This is a genomic window from Serratia liquefaciens ATCC 27592, assembly GCF_000422085.1.
Taxonomy (GTDB): Bacteria; Pseudomonadota; Gammaproteobacteria; order Enterobacterales; family Enterobacteriaceae; genus Serratia; species Serratia liquefaciens.
In genome coordinates this window covers 1,250,650-1,267,392 of sequence record NC_021741.1, presented here as the reverse complement: position 1 = coordinate 1,267,392, position 16,743 = coordinate 1,250,650, and the positions used below count along the sequence as shown (strand labels likewise).

At 58.2% G+C, this 16,743-nt stretch carries 16 protein-coding genes; 7 read left to right on the top strand and 9 right to left on the bottom strand.

What is annotated here, in order from left to right; all coding sequences use genetic code 11:
* Positions 1-32 precede the first annotated feature (32 nt).
* The 9 genes from modC to M495_RS05830 form a co-directional block, all read right to left on the bottom strand.
* Positions 33-1,100, bottom strand: coding sequence for a molybdenum ABC transporter ATP-binding protein ModC (modC, locus tag M495_RS05870; protein ID WP_020825710.1), 1,068 nt, complete (start codon positions 1,098-1,100; stop codon positions 33-35).
* Positions 1,101-1,790, bottom strand: a complete 690-nt coding sequence (gene modB, locus M495_RS05865) for a molybdate ABC transporter permease subunit (RefSeq protein ID WP_020825709.1) — start codon at positions 1,788-1,790, stop codon at positions 1,101-1,103.
* Entirely contained in the window at positions 1,787-2,560 is a 774-nt protein-coding gene (modA, locus tag M495_RS05860) for a molybdate ABC transporter substrate-binding protein (RefSeq protein ID WP_020825708.1), read from the bottom strand. The genes modB and modA overlap by 4 nt, the downstream gene beginning before the upstream one ends.
* A gap of 290 nt (positions 2,561-2,850) precedes the next feature.
* Positions 2,851-3,000, bottom strand: coding sequence for an AcrZ family multidrug efflux pump-associated protein (locus M495_RS24865; protein WP_020825707.1), 150 nt, complete (start codon positions 2,998-3,000; stop codon positions 2,851-2,853).
* A gap of 169 nt (positions 3,001-3,169) precedes the next feature.
* On the bottom strand, positions 3,170-3,955 hold the full coding sequence (locus tag M495_RS05850) for an ABC transporter ATP-binding protein (RefSeq protein ID WP_020825706.1): 786 nt from the start codon (positions 3,953-3,955) through the stop codon (positions 3,170-3,172).
* Complete coding sequence (locus tag M495_RS05845) at positions 3,952-4,986, bottom strand: FecCD family ABC transporter permease (RefSeq protein WP_041414304.1); 1,035 nt, start codon at positions 4,984-4,986, stop codon at positions 3,952-3,954. Before M495_RS05845 ends, M495_RS05850 begins: the two co-directional genes overlap by 4 nt.
* A 1-nt stretch (position 4,987) precedes the next feature.
* Positions 4,988-5,743 (bottom strand): class I SAM-dependent methyltransferase, encoded by a 756-nt coding sequence (locus M495_RS05840; protein ID WP_020825704.1) that lies wholly within the window; start codon positions 5,741-5,743, stop codon positions 4,988-4,990.
* Between the two features lies 1 nt (position 5,744).
* A complete protein-coding gene (locus tag M495_RS05835; protein ID WP_020825703.1) occupies positions 5,745-6,740 on the bottom strand; it encodes an ABC transporter substrate-binding protein in 996 nt (331 codons plus the stop codon).
* 7 nt (positions 6,741-6,747) lie between these two features.
* Positions 6,748-8,913: a TonB-dependent receptor gene (locus tag M495_RS05830; protein ID WP_020825702.1), complete on the bottom strand. Its 2,166-nt coding sequence runs from the start codon at positions 8,911-8,913 to the stop codon at positions 6,748-6,750.
* Between the two features lie 195 nt (positions 8,914-9,108).
* Here M495_RS05830 and modE point away from each other — a divergent pair, with 195 nt between their 5' ends.
* The 7 genes from modE (at position 9,109) to galM (ending at position 16,666) form a co-directional block, all read left to right on the top strand.
* The gene (modE, locus tag M495_RS05825) at positions 9,109-9,900 is read left to right on the top strand and encodes a molybdenum-dependent transcriptional regulator (RefSeq protein ID WP_020825701.1); all 792 of its coding nucleotides are present in this window, start codon (positions 9,109-9,111) and stop codon (positions 9,898-9,900) included.
* A gap of 90 nt (positions 9,901-9,990) precedes the next feature.
* Positions 9,991-11,463: a molybdate ABC transporter ATP-binding protein ModF gene (gene modF / locus M495_RS05820; RefSeq protein WP_020825700.1), complete on the top strand. Its 1,473-nt coding sequence runs from the start codon at positions 9,991-9,993 to the stop codon at positions 11,461-11,463.
* A 131-nt stretch (positions 11,464-11,594) separates the two neighbouring features.
* Positions 11,595-12,167 carry a cysteine hydrolase family protein gene (locus M495_RS05815; RefSeq protein ID WP_020825699.1) on the top strand — a complete coding sequence of 191 codons (573 nt, stop codon included), beginning with the start codon at positions 11,595-11,597 and terminating at the stop codon, positions 12,165-12,167.
* Positions 12,168-12,320: 153 nt separating this feature from the next.
* Complete coding sequence (locus tag M495_RS05810; protein ID WP_020825698.1) at positions 12,321-13,142, top strand: CPBP family intramembrane glutamic endopeptidase; 822 nt, start codon at positions 12,321-12,323, stop codon at positions 13,140-13,142.
* Positions 13,143-13,428: 286 nt separating this feature from the next.
* Positions 13,429-14,481, top strand: coding sequence for a galactose-1-phosphate uridylyltransferase (gene galT, locus M495_RS05805; RefSeq protein ID WP_020825697.1), 1,053 nt, complete (start codon positions 13,429-13,431; stop codon positions 14,479-14,481).
* Positions 14,478-15,629: a galactokinase gene (gene galK, locus M495_RS05800; RefSeq protein ID WP_020825696.1), complete on the top strand. Its 1,152-nt coding sequence runs from the start codon at positions 14,478-14,480 to the stop codon at positions 15,627-15,629. Before galT ends, galK begins: the two co-directional genes overlap by 4 nt.
* Entirely contained in the window at positions 15,623-16,666 is a 1,044-nt protein-coding gene (gene galM, locus M495_RS05795; RefSeq protein ID WP_020825695.1) for a galactose-1-epimerase, read from the top strand. Before galK ends, galM begins: the two co-directional genes overlap by 7 nt.
* The last annotated feature ends 77 nt before the right edge of the window (positions 16,667-16,743 follow it).

The window sequence follows — 16,743 nt, the reverse complement described above, 5'->3', positions numbered from 1 at the left end:
CTGATTGCCCTCCCTCACAGGGAGGGCGCTATTTAACGCGCCTCGCGGCTGATCGACACGCTTTTCACCTGCGCATACAACCATTGACCCGGTCGGATCGCCAACTCATCACGCGCCCACGGCGTAATACGCGCCCACAGCACGCTCTCTCCCACCGCCAGTTTCACCTCCACCTGCCCATCCACGTCCAGGCACTCGGTCACCTTGGCCGGCAGTACGTTGCGGATACTGCTGTTGACCGGCGGCTGCAGCACCAATGAAACGTCGGCGGCGTTAATTCGGATGCGCAGTTGAGCGCCCAACGCGGCATCGACTCCGCTGACCCACAGGCGTTGGTCGCCCAACGCCAGGGCCGTCATGGCGTAGCGCGCATGATGTTCAATTACGCTGACGCGCAGCACGCTGCTTTGATCTTCACGCTGCAACCATGGCCGTAGTGCGCTGCTGGCCCACACTTCTTCCAGCCCGCCGAATGCCCTTACCTGACCGTTATCCAGCACCATCACCTGCTCGGCCAAACGCAGAATTTCATCCATGCTGTGGCTGACATAAAGGATCGGCGTATTGACGTCCTGAGCCAACCGCTCCAGATACGGCAGCAGTTCGCGCTTGCGCGGCAGGTCCAGCGACGCCAGAGGCTCATCCATCAGCAGCAACTCCGGCGCGGTCAATAAAGCGCGACCAATCGCCACCCGCTGTTTTTCACCGCCGGACAGCGTCAACGGCAGGCGGTTAAGCAAGGGGCCGATGCCCAGCAATTCAACAATGTTGTCGAACTGAGCACGCATACTGGTCGCCATACCGTATTGCAAGTTGCCACGTACCCGATAATGCGGGAACAGGCGCGCGTCCTGAAACACGTAGCCAATCCGCCGCTTCTCCGGTGGCAGGCACAGGCCGCTGGCGGTATCCACCAGCGTACGGCCATTGAGCACAATGCGGCCTTGCTGCAGGCGCGTCAGGCCGCCAATGGCATTGATTAAGGAAGTTTTACCCGCACCCGACAGGCCAAAAATCGCGGTGATGCCCTGCGCGGGCAGATCGGCGCGCACGTTAAGGTTTAAATCCCCAAGGCGTTGGGAGAAATCCAGCTCCAGCATTTACACGCCCATCCGTTTACGACCCCAGCGGGCCAGCCACTCGGAAACCATCAGTGAAAGCAGTGACAGCACTATGGCAATCACGCACAGGCGCGCGGCGGCGGCTTCAGCCCCCGGCGTTTCGATCAGGGTATACATCGCCAGCGGTATGGTGCGCGTCTCGCCGGGAATGTTGGAAACAAAGGTAATGGTGGCGCCAAACTCGCCCAGAGAACGGGCAAAGGCCAATACCACACCGACAATCACGCCGGGCAGCGACAGCGGCAGCGTGATGGTGAAAAACACCCGCCACGGGTTGGCCCCCAGGGTGCGGGCAGCCTGCTCCAGCCGGGTATCCACCGCCTCCAGCGCCAACCGGATGGCGCGCACCATCAGCGGGAACGCCACCACGGCAGAAGCCAGCGCCGCACCGCGCCAGCTAAAGCTGAAACTGAAGCCAAACCAGTCATACAGCCATTCACCAATCACGCCGCGCCGCCCCATGGCGATCAGCAATAAATAACCGACCACCACCGGTGGCAGTACCAGCGGCAGGTGAATAATACTGTCCAGCAGCGATTTACCCGGGAAGCGGCAGCGTACCAGTACCCAGGCCATCAGAATGCCAAAGGGTAAACTGCACACCACCGCCAGGGCGGACACTTTCAGGCTCAGTTCAACGGCCTGCCACTCGTACTCACTCAGGATCATTTACGCGGGGAGAATCCATAATGTTTGAAAATAGCAGCCGCTTCCGGGCTCTTCAGGTAGCTGTAGAACGCGCTGACGGCCGGGGTTTGATGACCTTTCACAATCGCCATCGGGTATTCCACCGGTTTGTGGCTGTCTTCCGGGAAGATGGCCACCACGCTGACTTTATCACTGGCTACCGCGTCTGAACCATAAACAATGCCCAACGGCGCTTCGCCACGTTCTACCAGTGCCATGGCGCTACGTACGTTGTTGGCCCGTGCCAACTTAGGTTCCAGCGCGGTCCAGGCTCCGAGATTCTGCAGCGCTTCCTTGGCATAAATGCCGGCAGGCACGTGATCCGGATCACCCACCGACAGGCGGCCGCCATTGAGCAGTTTTGCCCAGTCGGTTTGCTTGTCGAGCGTGATTTTAGCCGGTTTGGCGTCTTTTGCCGCGATCAACACCAGTTCGTTGCCCAACAGGGTGTAACGGGTGTCTTTGACCATTTGCTGTTTGTCGATGGCGTAATCCATCCACTGCTGATCGGCAGAGATAAACAGATCGGCCGGGGCGCCCTGCTCAATCTGGCGCGCCAGCGTGGAAGAAGAGGCGAATGAGGAAACCACCTGCACATCCTTGCCTTTCTGGTATTGGGTCGCGATATCCTGCAGTGCGTTAGTCAGCGAGGCGGCCGCAAAAACGGTAATTTTATCCGCTGCCGATGCCTGCATAACCATACCGGATGCCAATACGATACCGCCGACCCACTTAGTCCATTGCTGTTTCATTGTTTTCTCCGCAAGTTAACATGCATTATCACTCTTCGTTATATAAAAAATAATATAACGTCGCGCAGAAGCTTGTCATGCGGTTTATCGGCAGGGTGTGAGATATCTTGATATACCCGTCATACTTCAAGCTGCTTGGGTGTTGGCTCTCCTCGTTCACCCCGGTCACTTACCAGAGTAAGCTCCCGGGGATTCACTGCGTTGCCGCCTACAAGCCACTCGAATTATTTAGGGCATATATCTACCTGCCGAACGACGCCGGCAGGCTTTGAAATGGGGATGGGTAACGATCAGTGCTGGGTACGATTTTCTTTCGAACGGCCCACTTTGGAGAAAATGTTGAACACTTCCGCCAAACCGTAGATCAGGCCGAGGATGATGGCCATCACAACCGGAACCATGACCACAGCGAACAGCAAACTTTTCAATAAATCCAACATGGTAGCCTCACTTAACTGCCCATTGAGCGGTAATGAACACCGCCACGTAAATTCTAGTTTAAACCAAAAACCCGACTAAAACGGGGTTATTTTAAAGACTGGGCGGAATTTGTAACCGGCCAAACGTGCCATTTGTGCTCCGGTGGCGCCTATCGGCCTGCGGCGCACGCTATTGAACAGGGTAATAGATCAGCGGCGCGGCATAATCGCTAACCGCCGCCAGCCTGGCCTCTACCCCATAAACCCGGTCTATCGTCTCCGATGTCAGCACCTGCTGCGGGGGGCCGAACGCGTGTAAACCGCCCTGCTTTAACAACATCAGCCGGTCGCAGTAGCAGGCCGCCAAATTCAGGTCGTGCAGCGAAACCACTACGCTGATGCCCAGCCGCCGCAATAACGCCATAAACTGCTGCTGATGGGCAATATCAAGATGGTTGGCAGGCTCATCCAATAACAGCCATGGCGTTTGTTGCGCCAGCGCGCGTGCCAGATGAACGCGCTGCTGTTCCCCGCCGGACAGCTGATGCCATTCACGCTCGGCCAGGTGCGAAATGCCGACCTGCTCCATCGCCTGGCCGGCAATGCGATAATCTACCGCGCTGAACCCTGCCCAGCGGCTGGCGTAAACCAGACGCCCGAGCAACACCACGTCTTTCACCGCAATGGCAAAGGCGCCGGGCCCGGACTGTTCGAGGAAAGTCATGGATTTGGCTCGTTCGCGCCCTTTCAGTGAGGCAATATCGGTTTGCTGCAAATACACCCGGCCACGGCTGGGGGGAATCAATCCCGCCAGTAACTTGAGCAGCGTAGATTTTCCGCTGCCGTTGACGCCGAGCACGCCGGTAATTTCACCGGGCCGGGCGTGAAAACTGAGGTTATTCAGCACCACTCTTTCTGCCGTTGACCACCCCAACCCTTCGGCACGCAGCCCCGATAACCGGCTTTCAATGTTCATGCGTTTATTTTCCGATACAGCAAGGCGAGAAATACCGGGACACCCAACAACGCGGTCAAGACGCCCACCGGCAGTTCGCGCGGTTCAAACAAGGTTCTGGCCAGGGTGTCCGCCGCGACGGCAAACAACGCGCCGCACAGCGCGCTGGCCGGCAACAGCAACCGGTGACGCGGCCCGACCAGCAGTCTGGCGACGTGCGGCACCGTCAGCCCAATAAACCCCACCGCGCCGCTGAATGCGACGATAACGGCCGTCAGCGCCATGGCAATGCCGTACAGCAGCAGCTTCAGCGGCGCCACCGCCACTCCCAACGACGCCGCGGTCAGGCCGCCGAACGCCAATGCGTCCAGCTCGCCCGCTTTCATCCAGCAAATCGCCAGTGCCGCCGCCAGCAGCAGAGCGCAAAGCCCCACCTGCGACCAGCGGGCGTCACTGAAGGAACCCAGTAACCAGAACATCACGCCACGCGTGGCGTTAGCGTCCGCTTGCCACAGGGTAATCAGCGAGGTCAGTGCCGAAAGCAGTTGCGTGACCGCGACCCCCGCCAAAATAAACAGCGATGACTCGGCGTTCAAGGAACGCCCGGCGAGCAGTAAAACCAGGGCAAAGGCCCCGGCCGAACCGATAAATGCTCCGCCAGACACCGACAACAGGCCGCCGCCGAGCCCCAACACCAGCACCAGAACAGCGCCCACGCCTGCCCCGGAAGAGATCCCCAGCACCCAGGGATCGGCCAACGGGTTGCGCGTCAGCGATTGCAGGACGGTGCCGGCCAGGGCCAGACCGGCCCCCGCCACCGCGGCCAACAGCGCCCTCGGCATTCTCAATGACCAGATTATCCGTTGATAAATCTCGCTACCGTCCTCGGCGTTAGCGGCGCCAGGGGCAGACAAAATACGCCACGCGTCATGCAGCGATATTGGCGCCGGTCCGTACAACGAGGCAGCGAGCAAAAATAGCGGCAACGCCAGCGCCAGCATGCACAACCAGCCGCCTGAACGCCTGGCCCCCCGACGTACCGATCCGTCCATACTATTTCCAGCCTGCAATCACGTAGTCATCCAACAACTGCCAGACCGGCCCTACTTCGGTAAACCCCGCCTGCGTCAGGCTGGCAAGTTGGAAATCCAATGCCGTCGCCGGAGGGACAGGACGCCCGGCGAACAGCTTTTCCCGCTGTTGCCGATATTGCGCCAGCTCCGGCAGCTGCTGCACCTTGTCAAACCACTGCTCCCAGTCTTCGACACCGTTGCGCCAGGCCTGTTGCTGCGTCTGGTTATCGTGCAGTTCAGCCAACGTTTTAACGCGTGGCTGTCGATGGTCATAACGCTGGTGGTCAGCATTCAAAAATACGCCCCCCTTGGGCAGCCGTTCGGCGATGTTGCGATACAGCACCGTCAGCTGTTCCGGCATTAACCAGTGCAGCGCCGTGCTGGAAACCACCGCGTCAGACGTTGCCCCCTCGAGCGATGAGAAACACTCAGGATCGGCGAGATCGGCCTGAAGAATGCGGATCCTGTCGCCATATTCCGCCAGGGCACCGCGGGCGATAGCCAACAGTAACGGATCGAGATCCATCGCCGTCACTTTGGCCTGCGGGAAACGCTGAAGGATGCGCAGGCTTAGCGATCCCGGCCCACAAGCCAGATCTAGTACGTGAAAATCCTCGCCGACCGAAAGCGCTAACACCTCGAGTTGAGCATTAAAACGCGCTTCTCGCTCGGCGATGTAAGCCCCTTGTTGCTGATCCCACGAGGTCAACAGTGAGGAGAATGAAAGAGAAGACATATCAGGGTTCCTTTTTAAGAATGGACGATCCTAGGGCCTGTTGCTGCAGGCCCTGAATTAAACGTTGCAAAGCTGCCAGGGTACGCACCGAGGGATCCAGGTCGTAGCCGGGTAAAATGACATAGCGTTTTTGGCGCACGGCGCGCAGGGTTGAGGTCAGGGGGTGATGCTCCAGAAAATGGATCTTATCTTTGGCACTGTCGCCGAGGCCGCCACGGGGTAAATCGCCCAGCACAATCACGTCGGGATCGCGGGCGGCAATGGTTTCCCAGGATACGGTGGGCCAAAGCTCGGGCAGATCCCCAAACAGATTTTGACTGCCAATCTGACGGGTCAACAGTGCAGGTGCGCCGCAGCACCCCGCCACATAAGGGGTTTGCGTACCGGCATACCACCAAAGTAGCCGCTGTTGGGGCAAGGACACCGCCTGTCGCTCCAGTTCCCGCAGTTGTGACTGCTGCTTTTTAATTAAGCGCTCAGCCACGCCGGTGACGTGAAAAATTCGGGCAATTTCACGCAATTCGGCAAAAATACCCTCGAAGCTCGCCGAGCGGCTTACGGTACTTTGTTGGCCACTGCAGACGTCAGGCGAGAGATAGGTGGCGATTCCCCACTCCGTCAGCCGATCGCGGCTGGGCGTTTCCGGGCTGTTAAACCAGTAGTAACTGGCCGAATAGACCAAATCCGGATTGAGCAACAGCAAAGGTTCCGCCGCCGGCGGTGCGGCGGCCGACAGCTGGCTCAGGGCTTTGCCCCACGTCGTCGGAGACGGAGCCGTATCCCGTGCATAGTCATAACCGATAATGCCGACGATGCGCTGCGCCAGTCCCAGCGCCAGCAGGTTTTCCAACGCGGGGTTGGCGTAAACCAGCACCCGCTCAGGCGCCGTGGGGTAGCGGTAAGCCTGGTCACAGTTATTGAGGGTGACAGCACCGGCCTGTGCCAGCGCATGAAACGACAGGCCCAGCGCCACCAGCAGGCAGATTATCGGCTGCATGGCAGGATCAGAACCTCACCGAAATAAAGCTTTCATAGGTGCGTGATGGCGCAATCAGCACCTGATCCGGGTAAGTACGTTGATAGGCATACAACTGGTTGGTGACGTTTCTGATACGCACGCCCACACCCACGGTCCGGGTGATCTGATAGTCCGTCGCCAAATCGAGCGTGGTGTAGGACGGCATTTTACGCTGGTTGGCGTCGTCGTTATAACTGCTGCCCACGTAGCGCAGCGATGAGGTGAGCCCCCACTGTTCCGTCGGCATATAACGTGCCGTAAGGTTGGCGGTCCAGTCAGGGATGTAGGCCGGACGATTACCGTTATAGCTACGTAGCGGGCTGCCGCCGCGGTACTCATCATAACGGGCGTGGGTGTAGGCCGCATTGGCGGCCAGCTCCCAGCGATCGCTGGGGCGCAACATCAGGCTTAATTCCACGCCGCGCGAGGTCTGCTGGCCAACGGCATTTAGCGTATCCGGCTGCTGCGCATTGGGCACAAACAGGTTGTCCTTGCGCAGTTCGTACAACGCCAGCGTGGCCTCTCCCTTGTTATCCCAAAACTGCCCCTTGGCGCCGACTTCCCATTGGCGTACCCGGGTGAGCGGCAGACCGGTTTGCGCCGGACTTAAAAAGAACAGGTCGCTGCCCGGCTCCTTGCCGGTGGTGTAGTTGGCGTAAATATTGATGTTATCGGTCAACGCATAGCTGGGGCCAAGGCTCCAGACGCTGAAGGCGTAGGTTTGCGCGGAGCGCTCTTCTTGCGGGCCCTGAAAATGCCAATCCATATCCATATGGTTGTAGCGCAACTGGCCCAGCAGGGTTAGACGTTCAGTCAGGCTGAAGCGGTCTTCCATAAAAGCGGCGTACTGGTTTTGCGTAACGTGGCGAACCGGAGAACGTTGGCTAGCGGTGCCCTGTGAAAAACTTTCTCTGATCGGTGCCTGCAGCGGAATCTCTTCGGAACCGGGGAAGCCGTTGGAGTAGTACTGAAAGCGACGTTTACTCAGATCAAAGCCGACAATAAACCGGTTATCGAAGCCGCTCAACGGCCGGTCGAACACCAGGGAACTGCGGTTGCCGATCAGGTCGTCATCGTGGGCCAGCGCCCCGAACGAATCGCGATTGACATAGCCGGGCTGGGTGGCCGCCGAGATGCGAAAGCGTTCCACATTGCGCCATTCGCGAAAGCCGCTGTAGTAGTAGAACTGGTTATGCAGCTCAATTTCAGGCGTGGTGAACCAATCCAGGATGGCCTGAAACGACGTGGCATTACTCTGGATACGGCTGTCGGTCAGGTTGTTGTAGTTGATATCGCGCAGTTCGCGGGCGATGTTCCCTTCCACCAGCGGCGTGCCGTAGTAAGGGTTGTTGGTGCGATTAAGCATGCGATCCAGGCTTAACGTCAGCAGGGCATTATCAGACAGTTTAAACAGCAGCGCGCCGGATACCCGTTTCTGTTTGTCACGCTCATATTGCACATTGGTGCCGCTGTCGCTGCCGCTGACGTCCAGACGATAAGCTGCCACGTCGTCGACTAACGTCCCTCCCGCTCCCAGGTGCAGGCGCTGGCTGTTATAACTCGACAAACCATAGTCGAGCTCGATGGGCTGGCGGCTGAAGGTCGGCTGGCGCGAAAGCAGATTGACGCTGCCGCCGGCGGCGCTCAGGCCATTGAGCACCGATCCGGGGCCGCGCAACACTTCTACACTGCCGTAATGGGAAGGATCCGCTAGCTGAAGGGTGCTGCCCGGCGTTTCGACGCCGTTATACAGCCAGGACACCGGCCTGAAACCGCGAAGTGAAAAGTTATTGCTGAGCGTGGGGGAAGCCACGCCGGACATGCCGGGAGCACGCTCGACAACGGCGGCGAGCGATTTATCACCCCGCTGCTGGATAGCCTGTGCGCTGATAACATCAATACTGCGTGGGGTTTCCAGATTGGTCAGCCCCAGGCGCGAAGCCGACTGGGTGACGACCTCCAGCGAGCCATAGGTGCTCTGGGGCTGGCTGGATGCCTGCACGGTTAAGCTGTCTTCGCAACGTAATGACTTTTCGATTTTGTCGCAAGCGCCTACGGCCAGCACGGCGTTCGTCAGGCTTAACAGCAAAGCGGTAATCAGGTAATAAGGTGGTTTTTTGGGCGTGACGAAACCCAGACGTGCAGCACTCATTTACAGCATCCCTTTGGTGAAATAAAAACCCGCCGTGGCCGGCATCAATCATTATATTTTTTGTTATGTTATAACATTTCAATTATTGAAGGCCAGTTTTTATTGTTACCGAGCCCTGACTGTAGCCGACGCATCCTTTGGCGCTTTGCGGCTAAATCGGCGACAATAAGGCTTTTGCAGCCGACAGGACGCGTTATGCAGGCCGAAATTCTTCTTACCCTAAAACTTCAGCAGAAGCTGTTCGCCGACCCGCGCCGCATCGCGCTGCTTAAACAGGTCCGGCACACCGGTTCCATCAGCCAGGGCGCCAAACTGGCGGGCATCAGCTATAAAAGTGCCTGGGACGCGATTAACGAAATGAACCAGTTGGCGGAGCAGACGGTGGTGGAACGTGCCACCGGCGGCAAAGGCGGTGGCGGTGCGCAGGTGACTCGCTATGGTGAGAGGTTGATCCAGCTTTACGATCTGCTGGGGCAGATCCAACAAAAAGCCTTCGACGTGCTGCAACAGGACGAGTTGCCGCTCGATAGCCTGTTAGCGGCAATCTCGCGTTTCTCGCTGCAAACCAGCGCCCGCAACCAGTTCTTTGGCACCGTGATCGAACGCGATCACCAGCAGGTGCAGCAGCATCTGGATATTCTGCTTAACGACGGCAAAACCCGTCTCAGCGCGGCCATCACCCAACAGAGCGCCGATCGGCTGCAGCTCTCCCCCGGCAAGGAAGTGCTGGCGCTGATTAAAGCCCCCTGGGTGAAACTGAATACCGATCCGGCCCTGGTCGGGGCAGCGGACAACGCATTGGCGGGCGTGGTCGCCAGCATTCAACCGGGTGCCGATCACAGCGAGGTGCTGGTCACGCTGACGGGCGGTGAAACCCTGTGCGCCACCGTGGCCAACCCAGAGCTGCAGCAGCTTAAACTGCGCCCCGGCAGCCAGGTTCACGCCCTGTTTAACGCCGATCGGGTGATTGTCGCCACGTTGTGCTAAACGCAACGTAACGTTGCATTTTTGCCGATTGACATCGCTCCGCAATGCGCCTATTTCTAAACAAAATAATTGCATAAAAAGGAACAGGTGATGTCGTCGTTGCACATTTCGCAAGGTTCATTTCGCTTAAGCGATACCCGTACCCTGACGCTGGAAGCGCTGGAGATTCAGGCCGGCGACAGCTGGGCCTTTGTCGGCGCCAACGGCAGCGGCAAATCCGCCCTGGCACGCGCACTGGCCGATGAACTGGTGTTGCTCAACGGCGAGCGCCACAGCGATTTCAAGCATGCGGTGCGCATCTCCTTCGAACAGTTGCAAAAGCTGGTCAGCGACGAATGGCAACGTAACAATACCGACCTGCTCAGCCCGGGCGAGGAAGATACCGGACGCACCGCAGCGGAAATCATTCAGGAAGAGGTCAAAGACCCCACGCGTTGCGCGCAGCTGGCGGAGCAGTTCGGCATTACCTCGCTGTTGTCACGTCGCTTTAAATACCTTTCTACCGGCGAAACGCGCAAAACCCTGCTGTGCCGGGCGCTGATGCCACAACCCGATTTACTGATCCTGGATGAACCCTTCGACGGGCTGGACGTGAATTCACGCGCTCAGTTGGCTACGCTGTTGAATGACCTCTCCGGGCATGGCTATACCCTGGTGCTGGTGCTCAATCGCTTTGACGAAGTGCCGGACTTTATCCGTAACGTGGGCGTGCTTGCCGATTGCACCCTGGCAAGCCAGGGGACGCGCCGGCAGGTGATGGCGGAAGCGCTGGTAGCGCAACTGGCGCACAGCGAGAATCTGGATGGCCTGGCGCTGCCGGAAACCGAAGATCCGGCGCAGAAAACCACGCTGCCGGCGGATCAACCGTTAATTATCCTGCGCGACGGGAGGGTCAGCTACAACGATCGACCTATTCTCAATAACCTTGACTGGCAGGTTAATCCCGGCGAACACTGGCAGATCGTCGGCCCGAACGGCGCCGGTAAATCGACGCTGCTCAGCCTGATCACCGGCGATCACCCTCAGGGATACAGTAACGATCTTACCCTGTTCGGCCGGCGGCGCGGCAGCGGGGAAACCATCTGGGATATCAAACGCCATATCGGCTACGTCAGCAGCAGTCTACATCTGGATTACCGCGTCAGCGCCAGCGTGCGCAACGTGATCCTGTCCGGTTTTTTCGATTCGATCGGCATTTACCAGGCGGTATCCGATCGCCAACGGCAATTGGCTGACCAGTGGCTGGCGTTGCTGGGGCTGGGCGGTGCAAACGGCGAGGCCCCCTTCCACAGCCTTTCCTGGGGCCAGCAACGGTTAGCGCTGATCGCCCGCGCACTGGTCAAACACCCGGCGTTGTTGATCCTCGATGAACCGCTGCAGGGGCTGGATCCGCTCAATCGCCAGTTGGTCCGTCGCTTTGTCGACGTGTTGATCGGCCAGGGATCGACCCAACTGCTGTTTGTCTCCCACCATGCGGAAGACGCGCCGCAAAGTATTACCCACCGCCTGAGCTTTGTCCCTGATGGAGACGGCTACCGTTATCAGTTGGATACGCTGATCTGAAATCCTCGATAATCCGCGCGGATGGGTAGCCCCGCTACTCATCCGATGACATATCCGGCAACACTTCCTCTGCAACACATCACATTTGGCCTTTTATCATAAGGAGTAAAGGATCCGCTTCTGGAGACACCATGTCCGCCGCACTGATTATTATCGATCTTATCGACGATCTGATTGGCCCCAAAGGGCGTGCGAATCATTGCCGTGAGCAGGTGTTGGCACTAAACCTGATTGCCAACACCAACGCCGCCGCGGCTTACGCACGGGTACGTAAAATTCCTGTGATTTGGGTGCGCGTCGGTTTTGCCGACGATTATCACGACATTCCCGCTCACTCTCCGCTGTTCAGCCACCTGAAACAGATTGGCGCACTGCGTCTGAGCAGCCCCGGCTGCCAATGGGATAAGGATTTGCAGGTGCTGCCAACGGATATTCAGTTCGAAAAGCACGGCGTTGGCGCCTTTGCCGGTAACAATTTGTTAGCCTGGCTGCAGCAGCATCGCTGCCATCATTTGCTGCTTGGCGGGGTCAGTACCCCACTGGCGATCGAAAGCACAGCTAGACAGGCGCACGACGCCGGTTTTCAGGTGACGGTCTTGCAGGACTTATGCGCCGCACCGACGCAGGAAATCCACCAACAGAGTCTGGATATCCTGCAGAACCTGGCGGAAATCACCCGTTCGCAAGCCTGGATGAAGGGTTAACAGCACTATTTCACCCACTGCACCGACCTTTATCGTCATTTCGCTGTGCTACTATCCGGCATAGTGCCCAACTCACCGATCATTCGCACACCGATAAAGCAATGATTGCCTTCGGTAATGGGTACCGTGTGCATATTTTAAAGGGACATAGTTATGTGGGGCGTACTGGCTTCTTCGTTATTCTTTTTGCCATTTAACCGGCTTATTGCCTGGTTGATTCTGGCCGCATCGGCGGGGATGGGCATGTACCACGCGGTACTCACCCCACTCAGCCTGACTTGCTTATTAGGCATTGCCGCCCTCGCAGGGCTGCGACACCATTTTCGGACACGGCGTAATCTGGCTGTCCCGCTCGAAGTGTTAGTGGTTTTAAGCTGTGTGGCGCTCTTCCTGCACCTGGTGCCGGGGATCAATAACCAATTGATGATCGACGGCGATAAAGCAGGCCCCTTAAGCGCCCCTTTCACCATGTATTACAACTTTGACAAGGCTATAGTGCCCTTCCTGTTGTTCGCCTGTCTGCCAACGCTGTTTAAACGCGATAAACCTGAAAAAAGCGTAGGTACATCGGCCTGGACGGCGCTGATTATCAGCGTTCCGGCCTTGCTGTTGCTGGCGGTGGCGCTCGGCGGCCTGAAGATTGAGCTACATACCCCAGCCTGGATCCTGCCGTTTATCATGGCCAACCTGTTCTTTGTCTGCATGGCTGAAGAAGCGCTGTTCCGCGGTTATCTGCAGCAACGGCTGAGCCAATGGTTGGGGGCCTGGCCGGCATTGATTATTGCCGCGCTGATTTTTGGCGCCGCGCATCTGGCCGGTGGCATGCTGATGGTCATTTTCGCCACGCTTGCCGGGTTGATTTACGGTCTGGCATGGATGTGGAGTGGCCGCTTGTGGGTGCCGATTTTATTCCACTTCGGACTTAATCTGACCCATCTGCTGCTGTTCACTTATCCGCTGTACCAGCATTCCTGATCGCCATAACCGGCAGGTGAACGCCTGCTGGTTACCAGTGTGAAAACGCTATCACTCCCAGCCCGATGCCAACATTTTTAGCTTTCCCCCTCCTACACTGCCAGCGGTTTTCTCACTTGCATCACACAGTGTAAACGATTCCATTTTTCGCTCTGGATCACCTTTTTCCCCTGTGGGACGTGCTATCTTTTTGCTCATAGTTATCCATTTGTATGAGTCAAGGGTAGGTTAGCGGCAGATGAAAGCGATTACACCGCGCCGCATCGCCCCAGAAAAAGGAACCACCATGACGGATTTTAACCCCGTAGATCATCCCCATCGCCGCTACAACCCGCTGACCGGCCAATGGGTATTAGTCTCGCCACACCGTGCCAAACGGCCGTGGCAAGGCCAGCAGGAGTCAACACAGCAGGAAACGTTGCCGCAGCACGATCCCGACTGTTTCCTCTGCCCGGGCAACACCCGTGTTACCGGCGATAAAAACCCGAACTATCAGGACACCTACGTATTCACCAACGACTTTGCCGCGCTGATGACGGATACCCCGCTGGCACCGGAAAGTCAGGATCCGTTGATGCGCTGCCAGAGCGCCCGTGGCACCAGCCGGGTGATTTGTTTCTCGCCCGATCACAGCAAGACACTGCCGGAACTGCCGCTGCAAGCGCTGGAACGAGTGATTGCCACCTGGCAGGAACAGACCGCCGATCTGGGACGCAGCTATCCGTGGGTGCAGGTTTTTGAAAACAAAGGCGCCGCGATGGGCTGCTCTAATCCGCATCCGCATGGCCAGGTTTGGGCCAACAGCTTCTTGCCGAACGAAGTCGAGCATGAGGACCGGCTGCAACGCGAGTATTTCCAACGGCACCACTCCGCGATGTTGACGGATTACGTCCAGCGCGAACAGGCTGACGGCAGCCGTACGGTGGTGGAAACCGAACACTGGCTGGCCGTGGTGCCCTACTGGGCGGCCTGGCCGTTTGAAACGCTGCTGTTGCCGAAGAGTTCCGTGCAGCGCATTACCGATCTCAGCGCCGAACAGAGCCGTGACCTGGCCGTGGCGCTGAAAAAACTGACCAGCCGTTACGACAACCTGTTCCAGTGCTCCTTCCCCTACTCCATGGGCTGGCACGGAGCCCCGTTTAACGACGCAGATAACCGCCATTGGCAACTACACGCCCACTTCTATCCGCCGCTGCTTCGTTCCGCCACGGTGCGTAAATTTATGGTGGGTTACGAGATGCTGGCAGAAACCCAGCGCGATTTGACTGCAGAACAGGCCGCAGAACGTCTGCGTGCCGTTAGCGATGTTCATTACCGTGAAGCCGGAGCCCAACAATGAGTTTAAAGAACCTTACCCACACCCTTTTTACCGAACGTTTTGGCTACGCGCCCGCACTGACTATCCAGGCCCCGGGCCGGGTGAACTTGATCGGCGAGCATACCGACTATAACGACGGTTTTGTGCTGCCGTGCGCCATCGATTACCAGACGGTGATCGCCTGCGCCAAACGCGACGACCGTCAGATCCGGGTGATCGCCGCCGATTACGACGCCGAGCAGGATCTGTTTTCGCTCGACGAACCGATCGTCAGCCATCCAACCCAACGCTGGTCCGATTACGTACGCGGCGTGATCAAACACCTGCAGCAACGCAACAGCGATTTTGGCGGTGCGGACCTGGTGATTTCCGGTAATGTGCCGCAAGGTGCCGGCCTCAGTTCTTCCGCCTCTTTGGAAGTCGCCGTTGGTCAGGCCATGCAGGCACTGTATGCCCTGCCGCTGGATGGCGTAGCGCTGGCCCTCAATGGTCAAGAAGCAGAGAACCAGTTTGTCGGCTGTAACTGTGGGATTATGGATCAACTGATTTCCGCGCTCGGCGAACGGGATCATGCTTTGCTGATCGACTGCCGAACGCTGGAAACCCGCGCAGTATCGGTGCCGGAAGATATCGCGGTGGTGATCATCAATTCCAATGTGAAACGCGGTCTGGTAGACAGCGAATACAACACCCGTCGCAAGCAGTGTGAGGAAGCCGCGCGCTTCTTCGGTGTCAAAGCGCTGCGCGATGTCAGCCCGGATCTGTTTTTCCCGATCCAGCATGAGCTGGACCCGATCGTCGCCAAACGAGCGCGTCATGTGATCAGCGAAAACGATCGTACACTGGCTGCTGCCGATGCGCTGGCCGCCGGAGATATGAAGCTGATGGGCAAACTGATGGCGGAGTCGCACGCCTCGATGCGCGATGATTTTGAAATTACCGTGCCGCCGATCGACCGGCTGGTGGAGATCGTCAAAGCCGTTATCGGCGACCGCGGCGGCGTGCGCATGACCGGCGGCGGTTTTGGCGGCTGCATCGTGGCGCTGATGCCAGAGGCGCTGGTCGAGCCGGTCCGCGAGGCAGTAGCACGCGAATACCCGCAGCAGACCCATGGGCTGAAAGAAACCTTTTACGTCTGTAAGGCGTCAGAGGGGGCCGGCAGATGCTGAGCGACAGTCAAACGTTGGCCCCTGACGGCCAGCCCTACCAATTGACCCAGTTGAAAAACGCTGGCGGAATGACGGTAACGCTGATGGATTGGGGCGCCACTTGGCTCTCCGCAGTATTGCCGCTGAAATCGGGCAAAACGCGCGAGTTGCTGCTGGGGTGTCGTACCCCAGCGGACTACCTGAATCAAGCGGCCTACCTGGGCGCTACCGTCGGGCGCTACGCCAACCGCATCGCGCACGCCAGCCTGCAGATTGATGGCAAACCGCATCCGCTGGTCGCCAATCAGGGAGAACACCAGCTGCACGGTGGGCCAGAGGGATTTAATGCCCGCCGCTGGCGCATTACCCAACAGGATCAGCAGCAGGTGAGCTACGCCTTGCATTCGCCAGACGGTGACCAGGGTTTTCCCGGCAATCTCGACGTTCAGGTCAACTATCGACTCACTGCCGACAATAGACTGGAAATCAGCTATCAGGCGCGGACCGACAGCGCCTGCCCGGTCAATTTAACCAACCACGCCTACTTCAACCTCGACGGGGCCGGAACCGACGCCCGCCATCAGCGGCTACAGCTGTTTGCCGACCGCTATCTGCCGGTCGACAGCGAAGGCATCCCCTGTGCCGATCTAACCCCGGTGGCAGACAGCGGCATGGACTTCCGCCAACCAAAAACGCTGCTGCAGGATTTTTTGAGCGATCGCTGTCAACAGCGGGTAAAAGGCTACGATCATGCCTTTTTGCTGCATCGTACCTGTGGCGCATTGGACTGCCCGGCGGCCCATCTTTGGTCGGCTGATGGCCAGGTACAAATGAGCGTCTTCACCAGTGCGCCGGCGTTGCAGCTCTACAGCGGCAACTATCTGGGCGGAACCCCGGCACGCGAAGGCGGCAGCTATGCCAATTACGCCGGCGTGGCGCTGGAAAGCGAGTTTTTGCCAGACAGCCCGAACCACCCGGAATGGCCGCAGCCCAACTGTTGGCTGCAGCCGGGGCAACAATACCTGAGCGCCACCCATTATCAGTTTTATCCTATCTGACCCGCTACGCCCCTTGCCACGCGGCGAGGGGCCGTTTGTTATAAATGCTTACCTTTTTACCCCGCTGCCGCGCCGAG